13 protein-coding genes are annotated in these 15,867 nt (G+C 73.5%); all 13 read left to right on the forward strand.

Annotation, left to right across the window (positions count from 1 at the left end):
* Positions 1 to 10: 10 nt before the first annotated feature.
* The 13 genes from LV457_RS12185 to mycP all read left to right on the forward strand — a co-directional run bounded on the left by LV457_RS12185 (position 11) and on the right by mycP (position 15,858).
* Positions 11 to 1,672: a PPE domain-containing protein gene (locus LV457_RS12185; protein WP_232171425.1), complete on the forward strand. Its 1,662-nt coding sequence runs from the start codon at positions 11 to 13 to the stop codon at positions 1,670 to 1,672.
* The gene (locus LV457_RS12190) at positions 1,669 to 1,968 is read left to right on the forward strand and encodes a DUF2710 domain-containing protein (protein ID WP_232171426.1); all 300 of its coding nucleotides are present in this window, start codon (positions 1,669 to 1,671) and stop codon (positions 1,966 to 1,968) included. Before LV457_RS12185 ends, LV457_RS12190 begins: the two co-directional genes overlap by 4 nt.
* Positions 1,969 to 2,006: 38 nt before the next feature.
* A complete protein-coding gene (locus LV457_RS12195; RefSeq protein WP_232171427.1) occupies positions 2,007 to 3,164 on the forward strand; it encodes a hypothetical protein in 1,158 nt (385 codons plus the stop codon).
* The gene (eccCb, locus tag LV457_RS12200; RefSeq protein ID WP_232171428.1) at positions 3,161 to 6,190 is read left to right on the forward strand and encodes a type VII secretion protein EccCb; all 3,030 of its coding nucleotides are present in this window, start codon (positions 3,161 to 3,163) and stop codon (positions 6,188 to 6,190) included. Before LV457_RS12195 ends, eccCb begins: the two co-directional genes overlap by 4 nt.
* Before the next feature lie 77 nt (positions 6,191 to 6,267).
* Entirely contained in the window at positions 6,268 to 6,573 is a 306-nt protein-coding gene (locus tag LV457_RS12205) for a PE domain-containing protein (RefSeq protein WP_232171429.1), read from the forward strand.
* Positions 6,574 to 6,576: 3 nt separating this feature from the next.
* Positions 6,577 to 7,818, forward strand: a complete 1,242-nt coding sequence (locus LV457_RS12210; RefSeq protein ID WP_255701656.1) for a PPE domain-containing protein — start codon at positions 6,577 to 6,579, stop codon at positions 7,816 to 7,818.
* An 88-nt stretch (positions 7,819 to 7,906) separates the two neighbouring features.
* The gene (locus LV457_RS12215; RefSeq protein WP_232171431.1) at positions 7,907 to 8,215 is read left to right on the forward strand and encodes a WXG100 family type VII secretion target; all 309 of its coding nucleotides are present in this window, start codon (positions 7,907 to 7,909) and stop codon (positions 8,213 to 8,215) included.
* Between the two features lie 19 nt (positions 8,216 to 8,234).
* On the forward strand, positions 8,235 to 8,531 hold the full coding sequence (locus LV457_RS12220) for a WXG100 family type VII secretion target (protein WP_232171432.1): 297 nt from the start codon (positions 8,235 to 8,237) through the stop codon (positions 8,529 to 8,531).
* 88 nt (positions 8,532 to 8,619) lie between these two features.
* Positions 8,620 to 9,489, forward strand: a complete 870-nt coding sequence (locus LV457_RS12225) for an ESX secretion-associated protein EspG (protein ID WP_232171433.1) — start codon at positions 8,620 to 8,622, stop codon at positions 9,487 to 9,489.
* A 112-nt stretch (positions 9,490 to 9,601) separates the two neighbouring features.
* Positions 9,602 to 11,092 (forward strand): type VII secretion protein EccB, encoded by a 1,491-nt coding sequence (eccB, locus tag LV457_RS12230; protein WP_232171434.1) that lies wholly within the window; start codon positions 9,602 to 9,604, stop codon positions 11,090 to 11,092.
* A 166-nt stretch (positions 11,093 to 11,258) separates the two neighbouring features.
* On the forward strand, positions 11,259 to 12,680 hold the full coding sequence (locus LV457_RS12235; RefSeq protein ID WP_374198831.1) for a MinD/ParA family protein: 1,422 nt from the start codon (positions 11,259 to 11,261) through the stop codon (positions 12,678 to 12,680).
* A complete protein-coding gene (gene eccD, locus LV457_RS12240; RefSeq protein ID WP_232171436.1) occupies positions 12,677 to 14,200 on the forward strand; it encodes a type VII secretion integral membrane protein EccD in 1,524 nt (507 codons plus the stop codon). The genes LV457_RS12235 and eccD overlap by 4 nt, the downstream gene beginning before the upstream one ends.
* The gene (mycP, locus tag LV457_RS12245) at positions 14,200 to 15,858 is read left to right on the forward strand and encodes a type VII secretion-associated serine protease mycosin (RefSeq protein ID WP_232171437.1); all 1,659 of its coding nucleotides are present in this window, start codon (positions 14,200 to 14,202) and stop codon (positions 15,856 to 15,858) included. The genes eccD and mycP overlap by 1 nt, the downstream gene beginning before the upstream one ends.
* The last annotated feature ends 9 nt before the right edge of the window (positions 15,859 to 15,867 follow it).

Below are 15,867 nucleotides of genomic sequence, written 5' to 3' on the forward strand. Positions count from 1 at the left end.
CGACATGAGGGTGGAGGCGTCCGGACTGCTCGACGCGGCGCAGCGGCTGCTCGGCGCCGCGCTGCAGCTCGTCATCCCCGGCGGCGACGTGCATCCGCCGCTGGCGGCCGACGAGACCTCGGCCGGCGCGGCGGCCAGGCTCAGCAGCGCCGGTGCGGGTCTGCTCGGCGCGATGAACGGCCAGGCCGCGTCGCTGCTGTCGCTGGCCGAGCACATCGCTGGGCTGGCCGGCGGGTTCACCTCGGCGGAGGACCAGAACGCCGCCCGCACGGCGCGGCTCGCGCTGTCCGGCGCGGGCATCACGACGTTCAATCCGCTGGCGCCGCTGCCGGCGCTGCCGCCCGACGTCCGGCCGGCGATGCCACCGCCCGTCATCGCCGACGGTGAGGCGGTGGCCACCCAGCTCGCGGCCGGTTCGGCGTCGGCCGGCGCCGGCTACATCGCGACCTGGCGGGCCCGCGCCGCCGCGTCCACCCGTGCCGCCGAAACCGTCCGCGGCGTGCTCGGCGAGCTGCCCGAACTGTGGAGCAGCCCCGTCGGCACCCAGGCCGCCGGCGAACGGCTGCAGTCCAGCGCCCAGGCGCTGTCCACCCTCGCCGAGCGCGCCGAAGGCTTGGCGCAGCAGGCCAGCACCCACGCCGGGCACTACCAGACCACGTCGGCGGTGGTGCCGTCGCCGGCGGAATTCGCCGATACCCGGCAGCAGCTGGAGCTCGCGCAACAGGCGAACGTCGCGGCGCGCGGCGCCCACACACCGGTCGTCTCGGCGCTGCGCACCAAGCTCGGTGAGCTGCAGCAGCAGGCGCTCAAGGCCCGCGGCGAATACCACGCGGCCGCGGAGGCGGGCACCGCCGAGGCGCCCACCGCAGCGGCGGACGCCGACCGGCCCGGCGATCCCGCAGCGCGGGACGCCGACCGGCCACGCGACTCCGCGACGGGCGGCCCGGAGCCGTCGGGACAGCTCTCGAGCCAGCTCGTCGGGATGCTCCCGCAGCTGCTCGGCGCCGTCGGCGGCATGGCGGGCGGCGCGGTGGGCATGGTGGGCCAGCTGCCGCAGTCGCTGATGCAGACCGGCCAGGGGCTGGCACAGGCGATGACCGGGATGGCCGGCGGCCTGGGCGGCAGCAAGCTGCCGGGGCTCGACGCCAAACGGGTGGGCACCTCGCCGGCGGCGGGTACCGGTGGCGGCGCCGGCAAAGGCGGGGGTGGCGGTGGCAGTGGCCGTGGCGTCGGTGGTGGCGGTGGCGGGCCCGTCAACCTGCCGCCGGTGACGCCGTCGACCGCGGGTTCCCCGCCCCCGGCGATGACCACCCCGATGGGAGCGACCGGGCCGGTCGCGGGGGCGGGCGCCGACCCTGCGTCCGGCGCCCGGACGGCGTCGACACCGATGGGCGGCATGATGCATCCGGGCCTGCTCAACCAGGGTCAGCAGGGCGCGCCCGACGGCCAGAACCGGGCGGCGGCGGACCGGAAGCTCGTCGTGCCCGCCAAACCGCATACTGAGTCGGTGACAGGCAGGGTGACGCCCGACCGCATCGCCACCACGGCCGCATCGCGGCCCGCCCGCGACGACGTCCCCGCCGACAGCCCCGCCGACGCCGCAGCGCAGGAAGGCGCGCGGCCGGCCGTGCGGCGGATCACGCTGCCGCCGCGGCGAGAAGAGGGGCCGTGACCGCGTTCGACGAACTCGACGACGCCGACAAGGTCCGCTACAGCCAGGCCGAACTGGCCCAGACGCACGCGCGGCTCAACGAGCTCTTGGACCGGCTGGCGCGGCTGCGCACCGAGGCCGTCGACCCCGACGGCGACGTCGAGCTCACCCTCGGTTCCGACGGCCGGCTGATCGCGCTGTCGCTGCACCCCTCGGTGACGTCGCGGCTCACCAACGAAGGCCTGGAGAACAAGATCGCGCGGTTGCTCGCCGACGCGAACGAGGTGGCGGGCGAGTCCTGGCGTGACGCGTATTGACGCCTGACCGGCGCCGCGCGCGGGCTTAAGGTGGACCGGTGACGACGCGCCCGTTCGTTCCGCCTGCGCCGACACCGCCGCCCGAGGTGGGCGGCGGCAAGATCGCCGTCGACGCCCCGATCGCCGCGCCGGTGCCACCGCCGCGCAGCATCTGGGGCATCGTGCTGCCGATCGGCCTGATCGTGGGCGTGCTCGGGTTCATCATCTCGATGTACGTCTCCGGACAACGCTCGCTGGCCACCGGGTTCGCGATCTTCCCGCTGATCATGCTGATGAGCATGGGCGGCATGCTGTTCCGCGGCCGCGGGGCGTCGCAGCGCATGCCGTGGAGCCAGCTGGAGCAGTACCGCCGCGAGTACTTCGCCCGCCTCGACGAGGTGCGGGAGGAAGTGCAGGCCGCCGCCGAGAAACAGTGGGCGCACCGCGCGCACAGCCATTGGCCGCCGTCACAGCTGGTGAGCGCGGCCGGCTCGGACCGGATGTGGGAGCGCCGACCGGGCGATCCGGAGTTCGGTGTGGTCCGGCTGGGCACCGGCAAGGTGTCGCTGGCGATGACAATCGACAAGCCGCAGGTGCCGGCGGCGTCGAAGATCGAACCCGCCACCGGACACGCGCTGCGCAAGTTCCTGCTCGAGCAGCGGCACGTGCCGGACATGGCGCGCGTCGTGTGGCTCGAGCGCACGCCGGGCATGTCGCTGGTGGGCGAGATGGACGCGCTGCGGGGCGTGGCGCGCGCCATGGTGTGCCAGCTGGCGGCGTTCCACAGTCCGGCGCACCTGCAGATCATGGTGGTGTCGTCGGCGCCGGCGCACTGGGACTGGGTGAAGTGGCTGCCACACTGCCAGAGCGCCGACGCCCGCGACGGCTGCGGTGAGCGCCGGTTGGTGTTCGGCTCGCCGGGCGAACTGGAGAGCTTCGCCGGCGATGACCTGCTCGATCGCAAGGAGTGGCTGCCGCCGGCCAGCGGGCTGCACGGCGGCCCGGATCCGTCGGCGCCGCCGCTGTGGGTGACCATCGACGACCACTGCGGCACGGCCGAGGAGTGGGCCGGTGTCACCGGCAAGCGCGGCGTCGGCCGGGTGTGCTTCGTGCGGCTGGCGCCGTCGCCCGGCGTGGGCGTCGGCTTCGACCCCGAACACACCTATCACCTGCGCGCCGGCGTGCTGCGCAAGCGGGCCGGCGGGTACCGCCCGTGACCGGCGCGTACGCACCGCGCGTCACCGGCGCCGCGGCCCCGCCCGAGGACCTCGACGACGCGTTCTACGCCGTCGCGGACTCGATGAGCCTCGCCGAGGCGGAGCGGTTCGCCCGCGCGGTGTCGTCGTGGCGGCCGGTCGGGTCGGCGTCCACCGTCAGCACCGACGGACCGGCGCGCGACCTGCTCGAGGTGCTCGGCATCCGCGACGCCCGCGTGCTGGACGTGGACCGGCTGTGGTCGGCGCGGCGCACGCAGGGGCGGCAGTGGATGCGCTTCCCGATCGGGCTCGACCCGTCGGGCGAGGTCGTCGAGCTCGACCTCAAGGAGACGTCCCAGTACGGCATGGGCATGCACTCGGTGCTGATCGGGTTCTCCGGCTCCGGCAAGTCGGAGACGATCATCACCGAGGTGATGTCGCTGGCGCTGACGCACTCGCCGGAGACCGTCAACGTCGCGTTCCTGGACTGGAAGATGAAGTCGGCCGGCATCGTGCTGGAGGAGTTCCCGCACGTGGTGGCCAGCGTCAGCAACCTGGGCGACGAGATCCACCTCGTCGAGCGGATGCTCGAAGCGCTCGAGGGCGAGCTGGACCGCCGCGGCGCGCTGTGTGCGGCGACCAACTGCAAGGACCTCAACGTCTACAACGAGAAGCGGATGATCGATCCGTCGCTCGAGCCGGTCCCCGGGCTGGTGGTCATCATCGACGAGTACCAGGAGCTGTTCGGCAGCGAGCTCGGCCCGAAGTTCATCGACCTGTGTTGGCGCATCGTGCGGCAGGGCCGTTCGCTGCACGTGTTCCTGCAGCTCGCGGGGCAGACCGTCGACGTGCATCGGCTGCAGAAGATCCGCAGCCTGATCGGCTTCTTCATGGCGCTGCGCACCGGCACCGAAGAAGACTCCCGCGAGGCCATCGGCTCGACGATCGCGGCGCATCTGCCCGAGAAGGGCAAGGAGGGCACCGGGTACCTGCGCGAAGGCCAGCGGCCGCCGCGGGAGTTCCGCGCGTTCTACTCGTCGGCGCCGTTCATCCCCCCGTCCGAGAGCGGCCCGGCGCCCGTCGCGGCCGCCGGCACGTGGTTCACGCCGCGGCCGTTCACCGCCACCGCCGCCGACGACGAGGACGGGTTGCTGGCCCACCCCGAGCCGGGTGGTCAGAACGCCAATGGTCACGCCGGCAACGGGCAGCGCGGCAACGGGCACGTCGAGCCGCCGGCGGCGGCGGCGGCGCCCGGTGAGCTGCCGCCGACCGTCGTGGACACCGTCGTCAAGGCGTTGAAGGCCACCGGCGCCCGGCCGCCCCGGCAGCTGTGGTTGCCGCCGCTGGTCTCACCCGCCCCGGCCGACGAGCTGGTGCGGCTCTCGCGCGGCAAGCCGTGGGACGTCGACTACGGCGACAATCCGGGGCTGGCCTTCCCGGTCGGCATCGAGGACCGGCCCCGCCAGCACCGGCAAGACGTCCACCACATCGACTTGCTGACATCGAATGCGCTGGTCATCGGGGCGCCGCAGTCGGGTGTCACCACCACGCTGGTGACGATGATGACCACCGCCGCGCTCACCTACCGCCCGGAGCGGGTGCAGTTCTACTGCATCGCCGCCGGCGGGCCCAGCCTCGCCGCGGCCGCCTCGCTGCCGCACGTCGCCGGCCTGGCCCCGGCGCTCGACCGGGAAGGCGTCGGCCGGATCATCGCGTCGGTGCAGGGCATCGTCGCCGAACGCGAGGCGACGTTCGCGCGCACGGGCCTCGACATGGACGAGGTGCGGCGGATCAAGTTCGGCCGCGACCACCAGACCGGGGCCGGGCCGCAGCCGAACGCCGTGCCGATTGCCGGCGGCGACGTCGTGCTGGTGATCGACGGGTGGGCGACGTTCGCCGCGGAGTACCCGCAGTACGTCGACCAGATCGTGGCGCTGAGCCGCCAGCTGAGCTACGGCGTGCACGTCGTCGTCTCCCACACGAGCTATCTGCAGGGCTTCAAGCAGGCGCTCAAACCGCTCGCGACCAGCCGCATCGAGCTGCGGCTCACCGATCCGAGCGATTCGGAGATGGACCGCCAGCTCGCCAAGAAGGTCCCCAAGAACATTCCCGGCCGCGGGATCACCAAGGCCGGCATGCACCTGCTGATCGGTGTGCCGGAGCTCGGGGAACGCCCCGGCGGCCGGGTCGGCGCCCGCGAGGTGGGGGCCGTCGTGGCCGCGGTGTCGGGCGTGCAGAAGGCCGCGACCGTCAGCCGGCTGCCGGAGTCCGTTCCGTTCGAGGAGGTCGCCCGGCTCGCGGACAGCCGCAAGGGTCTGCTGGCGTTCGGGCTGTCCGAGGTCGATCTCGGACCGGCCTACCTCGACCTTGTCGACCACCCGCACGCCGTCGCCGTCGGCGCCCCGCGCTCGGGACGCAGCAACTTCCTGCGCGTCATGTGCCAGGCGATCACCTCGACCTACCATCCCGACGAGGCCCGCATCGTCGTGCTCGATCCGCGGCGCACCCTGCTCGGCGTCGTGCAGGGCGCACACTTGCGCGAATACGCCTACACGCAGACGGCCATCAAGGAGGCGGTCCGCTCGGTGGTTGCCGAACTCGACGCCCGGCAGCCGCCGCCCGGCACGTCGCAGCAGGACATGATGACCAAGAAGTTCTGGTCGGGACCGGAGATCTTCGTCGTGGTCGACGACGCCGGGGTGTGGCCGATGATGGACAACCCGCTCATGGCGCTGGCGCCGCACATCGAGCAGGCCCGCGACACCGGCCTGCACGTGCTGGCCGCGACGGCCGTCGCCAACTGGAACCAGGTGGCCATCGGCAACTCGCTGCTCGGCAAGCTCCGGGCCTCGCTGGCGCCCACCCTGATCCTCGACGGCCGACGCGACGCCGGGAAGATCGTGGGGGACATCGTCGCGGAGCCGCAGCGTCCTGGCAAAGCGATCTTCTTCACGCGCTCGGGCACCACCGGGGCACTGATCGCGTGGAGCAGCCCGCCGACTTTCCCCGGCTCGCCGACACCGCAAACATCACCGGCAGCTGTGTAATTACCGATTTCGGGTAGTGGGCGCCTCCGGGACGCCCTTACACTCGAGACACCACTTTCTCAGGTCGGGAGGGACCAATGACCATCCTCGTCGATTCGCCTGCGCTCGCCGCGGCAGCCGGCAAAGAGTCCGCCGGCGCGGCCACCATGGCCGCCGCCGCAGCCGCCGCCGCCCCCGCGATCAGCGCGGTGCTGCCGGCCGGCGCCGACACCGCGTCGGCCATGGCCGCCGCCGCCCTCAACGCCCGCGGCGCCGCCACCACCGGCATCCTGACGGAGTACGTCGCGATGCGCGAGCTGTTCGCGGGCGCCGTCGGCAGCAGCGGTGCCACCTACTCGGCGGTCGAGGGCATCAGCGCCGCGACCGCCGCCATCGCGCCGTAGGTCATGCCGGGGCAGTGGGGAGCGCAGCCACCTGAGGTCAACGCCGGTCAGTTGATGACCGGTGATCACGCCGCCAGCACATCGGCCGCGGCGACGGCGTACCAGGGCTTGGCTGCGGCGCTGGCCGCCGAGGGCGCGCAGATGATGTCGACGGCGACCGGCACCGCCGCCACCGGTTGGATGGGTGCCGGCAGCCTGGCGATGCTGGGGACCGCCGCACCGTACGTGGCCGCGCTGGAGGCTCTGACGGGGTGGGTCGAGCAGTCCGCGGCGTCCGCGCTGGCGCTGGTGGAGGCGTACAACACCGCGAACTCGGCCATGATCCCCGTGCCGGCGTGCAACACGAACCGCACGGCGCAGGCGTCGGCGGTGGCCACGAACTTCCTCGGGTTCCGCACGCCGGAGATCGTCGCCCTCGACACCGAGTACTTCGGCCACTTCTGGACGTCGAACGCCGCGACGATGTCGGCGTACGAGAGTGCGGTCATGACCGTGATCGGGCAGCTCGGGGTCCCGCCGCCGCCGGCTCCGCTGACGGCCAACCCGGCGGGTCCGGCCGCGCAGGCCGCCGCCGTGGGCGAGGCGGTGGCCAGTGGTGCGGCCAAGGCCGGGATGCAGGCCGGCTTGCAGGGCGTCAACGAGGCCACCAGCGGCAGCCAGTCCGGCGTGCAGGCGGCGGCGTCGCCGGCGCAGTCCATGGCGAGCATGGCGCCGCAGCTGATGGGCCAGATGGCGCAGATCCCGCAGATGATGATGCAGCCGATGCAGATGCTCGGCCAGTTCCCGCAGCTGCTCGGCCAGTTCCCGCAGATGATGACCGGGATGCTCGGCCCGATGATGAACGGCATGGGTGCCGCTGGGGCGGACGACGCCACCCAGGTCGCCGAGGTGGGCGGCACCGGGCTCGATCCGACGCTGGCGGCCGCGTCGGGAGCCGGCGCGGGCGGTCTCGGCGGCGGCGGTGGCATGGGGGCCGCCGGCAGCGCCATGATGTCGGCCTACACCAAGCCCACCGGCAGCTTCAACGCGCCCGGCCCGCCCAAGTTGCCGCAGGGTTGGGGCGGCGGGGCCGCGGTGCCGGAGGTCGCGTCGTCGGTGACCCCCAGTGGCGGCGGCATGGGCGCCGGCGGCACCGGCGGCCTCTACGGGGCGCCGCCGCCGCACGCGGCACGCGACGACCGCGATCGCGACAGCTCCGGAGGCCGGACGGTCCAGCTGACGTCCGCGCCGCGGCGAAGCGATTGATCGTCGAGAAATTCGTGCATCGACACCCATCCGATGCCCCATAGACTGCTGAACATCCCGCAAACACCAATGACCGAGGGGAAATGACATGGCTTTGAAAGTCGGCGTAAACGAGCTGCGGGCCGCAGCCCAGAATTTGGAAAGCCTGCGCGATCAGGCGACCGGCACGCTCCAGAATTATTTGAACGCCTCGCACGACGTCATGGCGCCCGGCGCCTGGCAGGGCGCGGCGGCCGCGGCCAACATCAACGCCGCCGAGGAAATCCACAACGCGCAGACCAAGCTCACGACGCAGTGGGGCGAGCTCATCCAGACGCTGCGCGCCGCGGCCGACCGGTACGAGCAGCAGGAAGAGAGCTCGCAGAGCACCATCGCCAGCGTTTCCCAGAGCATGTGATCGAAAGGACCTGACTGATATGCCCGATGGATTGTTCGAATACAGCCCCTCCGCGCTGCCCGATTACGTGCACGCGGTCACCCAGGCCAGCTCGCAGCTCGAAGACGTGCGCGGCCAGGCGCAGAACGTGCTCAACGGCATCCAGGAGTTCTTCACCTCCCAGGGTGGCGACGCCTTCACCCAGGCGCAGATGACCATCAACGACGGCATCAACTCCGGCCAGGAGGTCATCCGGCGGCACGCCAGCGTGGTCGACACCGCCCACCAGGACATGATCGGCACCGACGCCGCCGCGGCGCAGTCGTTCGGGTTCTGACCGCTTCTTCGGCAGCGCGAGGCAGGGGAGGCCGGCCGGCCTCCCCTGTTTCGTGTCCGAATGGTCCCGAGCCCGAAAGGATGGCGCGATGGCCGATCTCACCACCACACCGTCCGGTGTCTGGGTGCTGCAATCGCTGCTGGGCATCGAGTCGATGCCGATCTCGATGCGGCTTCGGCCCTACATCCCGTCGGTGGACGCCGGGCCGACGGTCGTCACCCTCGCCGGTGAACGCCCGCTGACCGAGACCGTCGAATACGCCTCGCTGGTCGCGGCCGGGGTGATCGACGAGCACGGCCGCGTCGACGAGGCGGTCCGCGACTGGATGGCGGTGATCGGCCGGCCGGACCGCGAGGTGGTGGTCGCCATCCGCAGCCCCGCCGCGGCGGACGCAGGCGTTCCCGGTGGCGGCTTCGTGCAGGAGCGCACCATGTCGGTGTGCATGCGGGACCGCTGGCTGGCGTCCATCGCCCGCTTCGGCGACGAGGTGGTGGTGGCGCCGGTCGGCGAGACACCGCACCGCGAGCACCAGGTCGCGCTGGTCTCCGAGGCGGTGATCCATGCCTTCGGGCCCGGCGCACCGGCGCCCATCGACGGCATCAACCTGCCGACCGACGCACTGCAGCATGCGCTGACCGAGACGTACAACCAGGATCCCCGGATCGTCGCGACCGCCCTGGCGCGGCTCGGCCTCTCCCCCGACCAGATCGCGGTGGTCGCCGCGGCGATCCGGATGGACACCTCGGCGATGGGCGTCGTCACCGTGATCGACCACGGCATCACCGATCACGTCCATCCGACGGTGCTGACGGTGGTCGACACCGAGCACGGCCGGGTCACCGTCACCTACACCGCCGGCGCCGACGGATCGCGCTGGACCAGTATCTGGCCCACGTCGGCGGCCGGCTTGCGCGACGATTTGGCGAAGATCATCGGGGCGCCGCGCCTTGTCCGGTGAACGCCCCCCGAACATCTCTGCGATATTTGTGACAGCAAATGATTTTCCGGGTCGGCTCAGCGCCGCAATACGCGGTCAGCACACGACCGCGCCGTCAGTAAAGTAGGCAACCGTGGCTCTCAACCTGGCCAGCGGATTGCAGGTGTCCGCCCATTTCTTCTGGCAACGGCGCACTGCCGCCGCGCTGTCGCACCACGGTGTGCGCATGGAGTTCGATCCGGTGCAGCGGCAGCGGGCCTCGCTGCTGTTGGGCTTCGTGTTCGCGGTCCTGGCCACGGCGCTGATGTTCGTCCTGTCCTGGTTCAAGCCGGCGGGTCAGGTCGGGCAGTCGAGCATCCTCGCCGACCGCGACACCGGGGCCACCTACGTCCTGGTGGACGGCCGGCTGCATCCGGCGCTGAACCTGGTGAGCGCACGGCTCATCGCGGGGCAGGCCGCCAACCCGACCTTCGTGAAGTCCGCGGAGCTGGCGAAATACCCGCAGGGCCCCACCGTCGGCATCGCCGGCGCCCCGCCCGTCATGCCGATGCGGACCGGCGACGCCTCGCAGTGGGCGGTCTGCGACACCGCCCCGGGCCCCAACATCTCGGCGCCGCCGGTGGTGACGGCCATCGGGGGCACGTTGACGCTCGGCGCGCGGACGCTGCCGCTGGAGCCGCCGAAGGCGGTGCTGGTCCGCCACGGCGACAACGACTACGTGATCTGGGGCGGTCAGCGATCGCAGATCGACCTGTCGAACCAGGCGGTGACCCTGGCGCTGGGCCTCGACTCCGGGGCGCCCGAGCCCATCGAGATCTCCACGGCCCTCTACGACGCCCTGCCGGCCACCGAACCGCTGTCGACCCCGGCGGTCCCCGGCGCCGGCGGCCCGTCGCGCTGGGACGTCGCGCCCGACGCCCGCGTCGGCTCGGTGCTCTCGGTACGCGACCTGCAGAGCAACAGCAGCCAGTTCTACGTGCTGCTGCAAAACGGCGTGCAGCGGGTGTCCCCGCTGGTCGCGTCGCTGCTGCGGACGGCCGATTCGCAGGGCGATCTGCTGCCCATCGAGGTCACCCCCGACCGGCTGGCGAAGGTCCCGGTGGTGCAGAGCCTGCCCGTCGACTACTACCCCACCACCCGGCTGCAGTTCGTCGACACCGTCGCCAACCCGGTGACCTGCGTGTCCTGGGCGAAAGGGTCCACCGACCGGTCGGCGGTGACCACCGTGCTGAGCGGCAAGGGCCTGCCGATCCCGGTGTCGTCGGAGAATCACCTCCTGCAACTCGTCAAGAGCGGCCCCTCGACCGGCGGGCTGGAGGCCGACCAGGTGTACATGAGCCCCGGCGCCACCAACCTGGTGCAGACCACCAGCGCCGCACCGGACGCCACCAGCCGGGAGTCGCTGTGGTGGATCAGCGATCAGGGCGTGCGCTTCGGCATCGCGTTCGACGACGAGACGCTGCGGGCGCTGGGGGTTCAGCCCAAGCAGGCGCGGCAGGCGCCGTGGCCGCTCGTCCGGTTGTTCGCGGCCGGACCGGCGCTGACCCGGCCGGACGCGCTGACGCAGCACGACACCCTCGACCCCGCCGACGAGTCGGCGCCGCTCGGAAGCCGACCGCAATGAGCGCATGCCTGCCGGACAGCCGGCACAGCCGATCGAAAGGCGCGCCGTGACCAACCCCGACGACTCCGTCGAAACGCCCACGCCCGACGTGCCGTCGGCGCCCGATCCGTTCGCGCCGCGCCCCGAGGGCCGGACCACCGAGGTGCCGCGACCCACCGAGACCCCGGTGCGCCCGCCGGAGCCGCCGGCACGGCCGTCCGAACCCCCCGTTCCCGGTGTTCCGCCGCCCGGGTGGGCCGGTCCGCTGCCCGAGCCGCAGCGGCCGAGCGCACCCCCCGACCCGCCGCGCTCCCCGCAGGACCCCCCGCGCCCGGCGCCCGATCCATCGCGCCCGGGTCCGGCGCCCGATCCATTGCGCCCGGGTCCGGCGCCCGACCCATTGCGCCCGGGTCCGGCGCGGGCACCGTTCGGACCCCACCCCGGCCCCGGTCAGCCGCCGCCACCGGGCACGCCCGCACCCGGGGCGTTCTCGACGGCCGGCGAGACGACGCACGTCTTCGCGACCCGCGCGGACGCGCCGGCCGGGCCGTGGCAGCAGCAGCCGACGCGTGACCTGCCGCCGGTGCCCGGCCGGCCGGCGCAGCAGCCCGGCTGGGGCGGTGCACCGGGCTGGCAGGACGCGCCGGCATCGGCGGGCGGCTGGTCCTACGTCGACAGCATCCGGTCCTCCGAGCTCGTGCCCAGCAAGCGGCAGCCGCCGCGCCGCGGCTGGCGGCGCGCCGTCTACCGCGGCTCGCTGGGCCTGATCAACCCCGGCCCGTCCCCCGACGAACGCCGCCAGGCCGCGCTGGAGATGAAGATCCGCTCGCTGCTGCGCGGCCGGTACAAGATCGGCGTCCTCGGGAAGGGCGGCGTCGGCAAGACCACGATCGCCGCCAGCGTCGGCTCGGTGTTCGCCGAGCTCCGGCAAGACGACCGTGTCGTCGCGATCGACGCCGACACCTCGTTCGGCAAGCTCGGCAGCCGCATCGACCCCAACGCGGCCGGCTCGTACTGGGAGCTCGCCGCCGACCAGCACCTCGACACCTTCGCCGACGTGCGCAGCCGGGTCGGCAACAACGCCGCCGGGCTCTTCGTGCTCGCCGGCGAGAATTCCGCGGCGCGGCGGCGGGTGCTCGATCCAGGCATCTACCGGGAAGCGACGTCCCGCCTGGACCGGCACTTCACCATCTCGATCATCGACTGCGGGTCGACGATGGACGCGCCGGTGACCCAGGAGGTGCTGCGCGACCTCGACGCGCTGATCGTGGTGTCGTCGCCGTGGGTGGACGGCGCGTCGGCGGCCGGCCAGACGATGGAGTGGCTGGCGAACCGGGGCCTCACCGGGCTGCTGCACCGCACGGTCGTGGTGCTCAACGACTCCGACGGGCACGCCGACAAGCGCACCCGGTCCATCCTCGTGCAGCAGTTCGCGAGCCGCGGGCAGGTGGTCATCGAGGTGCCGTTCGACCCGCACCTGCGGCCCGGCGGCGTCATCGACGTCACCTCGGAGCTCAACCCGACGACCCGGCGCCGGATCATCGAGATCGCGGCCGCGATCGCCGAGCACTTCGCGTCCACCACCGACGGCCCGCGGGGCGGCCGGTGACCACCTTCCGCGCCCCGGCGGTCCCGGCGCCCGCGCCCGCGGCCGGCGCCCCGCTGGCCGTGCCGCCGTCCTGCCGGGTGTCGATCCTGGCGGGCGAATCCCACCAGATCGACCTCGTGCTGCCGGCCGCCGCGCCGCTGTCGACGCTGCTCGAGCCGACCGTCGTCGCGATCAACAAAGTGCTGCGGGGCCGGGGCGCGCCCGAACTGCCCAGCGGCGCCTACGAATTCGCGCGGGCCGCCGGCATGACGGCGCTGGCGTCGGACGTGTCGCTGTCGGGGCACAACATCCTCGACGGCGAGGTGCTGGTGCTGGTGCCGGCCGGCACCGCCGAGCGCTACGGCCCGGTGGTGGAGAACGTGTCGACCGCGCTCGCGCAGTACGCGTCGGACCACTTCGTGCGGGTGTCGGCGCGCGATGCGCTGGCCGTGGGCGTGGCGATCACCGGCGCGGCGCTGGCGGTGGCGGCCGGGCTGGTGTGGCGGCTGCGGTGGACGACGGACTTCTCGCTGCTGGTGGTGCTGCTGTTCGGCGGCGCGACGCTCGCGCTGCTGCTGGCCGCGGGGCTCTGCGCGCGGCTGCGGGCGGGCCGGGTCGCCACCGACGGTGCGGCGTGGGCTGCGCTCGCCGCCGCCGTGCTCACCGGCGCGGTGCTGCCGCCCGGCGGGTCGCCCGGCGCCCCGCACGCCTTCCTCGCCGCCGTGACGGCCCTGGCGGGCACCTGGCTGCTGGTACGGCTCACCCACCGCTACTGGAGCGCCGCCGCGGCCATCATGACGGCCGGCACCTTCGCGGGCGTGGCGGCGGGTGTCCGGCTGTTCTGGCAGGTCCCGGGCCAGCGGATCGCGGTGGTGGCGCTGATCGCTGCACTCGTCGCGCTCGCGGCGGCGCCGGCGGTGGCGCTCACGCTGGCCAAGGTGCCGCGGCAGACGTTCGGCTCCATCACCGGCCGCGACATCTTCGCGCGCGCGCCCGGCCAGCCCGAGGACACCATCTCCCCGGTCGAGGACGGTCCGCCCGCCGACGTGACGCTCACCGGCGACCAGGTGGCCGCCGCCGCCCGCCGGTCGAACACGGTGCTCACCGGTGTGCTGCTCGGCATCGCCGCCGTCGTCGTGCCCGCGTCGCTCATCGCGGTCGAGCCGCACGGCGACCGGCACTGGGCGCACGTGACGATCGTCGGCGTCATCGCGGTGATCCTCATCCTGCGGGCGCGGGCGTTCCGCGACCGGCGGCACGCGATCATCCTGGTCGCCGCGGCCGCCGCCGCCATGATCGGCACCGCGGCCCGCGACGGGCTGGCGGCCGACGCCGCGAACACGGCCGCTGCGCTGATCGCGGGCGGGGCGGCGCTCGGGGTCGCCGCGGCCGGCCTGGTCGCCGCGACGGTCGTGCCGCCGCGCATCTTCTCCCCGCCGGTCCGCAAGGTGGTGGAGTACAGCGAGTACATCCTGCTGGCGCTGGTCGTGCCGTTCGCGGCGTGGGCGATCGGCCTGCTGCAGTACATCCGGTACCACTGATGCGGATCGCTCCCCCGCTGCGCGCCACGGCCGCGCTCGCGTCGGCCACCGCCCTGCTGGGCGTGCACGTGCTGGCCCCGGCGGCCGCCCACGCGATCGAGCCGCCGAAGGTCGACCCGGCGTTCCTGCCGCCCGACGACACGCCGGGCCCCGACCGGGAGATGCGCCAGAACGATCTGTGCGCCGACCCGGTGACGGTCGCCACGCCCGACGTCACCCGGCCCGCCCCCGGCACCGTGATGCTCGACGTCAGCCAGGCGTGGCGATACTCGACGGGCGCGGGCGTCACCGTCGGGCTGGTGGACACCGGCGTCACCCCCAACCCGCGGCTGCCGCGGGTGTACGCCGGCGGCGACTACGTGATGGGCGAGGCCAACGGCGGACTCGACGACTGCGATGCGCACGGCACGGTCGTCGCCTCGATCATCGGCGCCCAGCCGTCGGAGCCGGGGGCCAAGCCGCCGCCGATGCCCGCCGGCAGCGCCCCGCAGGCGCCGCCGCCCCCACCACCGGCCTCCCCCTACCCGACGACGCCTCCGCCGCCGCCCCCGACCATCACCGTCACCGCGCCCGCCCCGCCGCCTCCACCGCCGCCGCCGCCGCCGGCACCCGAACCGCCGCCGCCTCCCCCGCCGGACGCCCCGGCGGCCGGGCCGCCGCTCGGCGCGGAACCGCCGGTGCCCCCGCCGCCGCCGAACAGTCCCGACGGCGTCGTCGGCGTCGCGCCGGACGTGTCGCTGATCTCGATCAGGCAGTCGTCGCGCGCGTTCGTGCCCGCCAAACCCGACCCCGGCGCCGGCGACAAGAACCGGCAGAAGGCCGGGAACATCAACACGCTCGCCCGTGCGATCGTGCACCTGGCGAACCTCGGCGTCGACGTCATGAACATCTCGGTGACGGCGTGCATCAACACCGCCGCGCCCGTCGACCAGAACGCGCTGGGCGCCGCGATCCGCTACGCCGCGGTCGACAAGGACGTCGTGGTCGTGGTGGCCGCCGGCAACGAGGGCGACGGCGACGACTGCGGGCAGAACCCGGTGTTCGACCCGCTGCGCTCCGACGATCCGCGCGACTGGCACGACGTGCGGACCATCGTCACCCCCGCCTGGTACTCCGACTACGTGCTGGCGGTGGGCGCGGTGTCGCCGCAGGGACAGCCGGTACCCAAGAGCATCGCCGGGCCGTGGGTCGGCGTGGCCGCGCCGGGCCTGGAGATCATGGGGCTGTCGAACCGCAACGGCCGGCCCGTCAACGCCATCCCGAACGCGCAGGTGCCGGGGCAGGCGGACCCGCTGTGGGGGACGAGCTTCGCGGCCGCCTACACCTCGGGCGTCGCGGCGCTGGTGCGGGCGAAGTACCCCGACCTGACGGCGCACCAGGTGATCCGCCGCATCACCGAGACCGCGCACAACCCGCCGCGCGGCGTCGACAACGCCGTCGGCTACGGCGTGGTGGACCCGGTCGCGGCGCTGACGTTCGACGTCCCGCTGGGTGAGCGGCAGCCGGCGGAGCGGCTGACCTCGCTGCTGTACGTGCCCCCGCCACCGCCGGAGCCGGACCTGCGGCCGCGGTACACGGCCCTGATCGGCGCCGGCGTCGTCCTGGCGGTCGCGGCGGTGGCCGGTGCGGCGGCGTCGCTGCGGCGGAGGTCCTCGTGAGGAGCGTCT

This window comes from Mycobacterium sp. MYCO198283 (assembly GCF_021213805.1).
Classification (GTDB): Bacteria; Actinomycetota; Actinomycetes; order Mycobacteriales; family Mycobacteriaceae; genus Mycobacterium.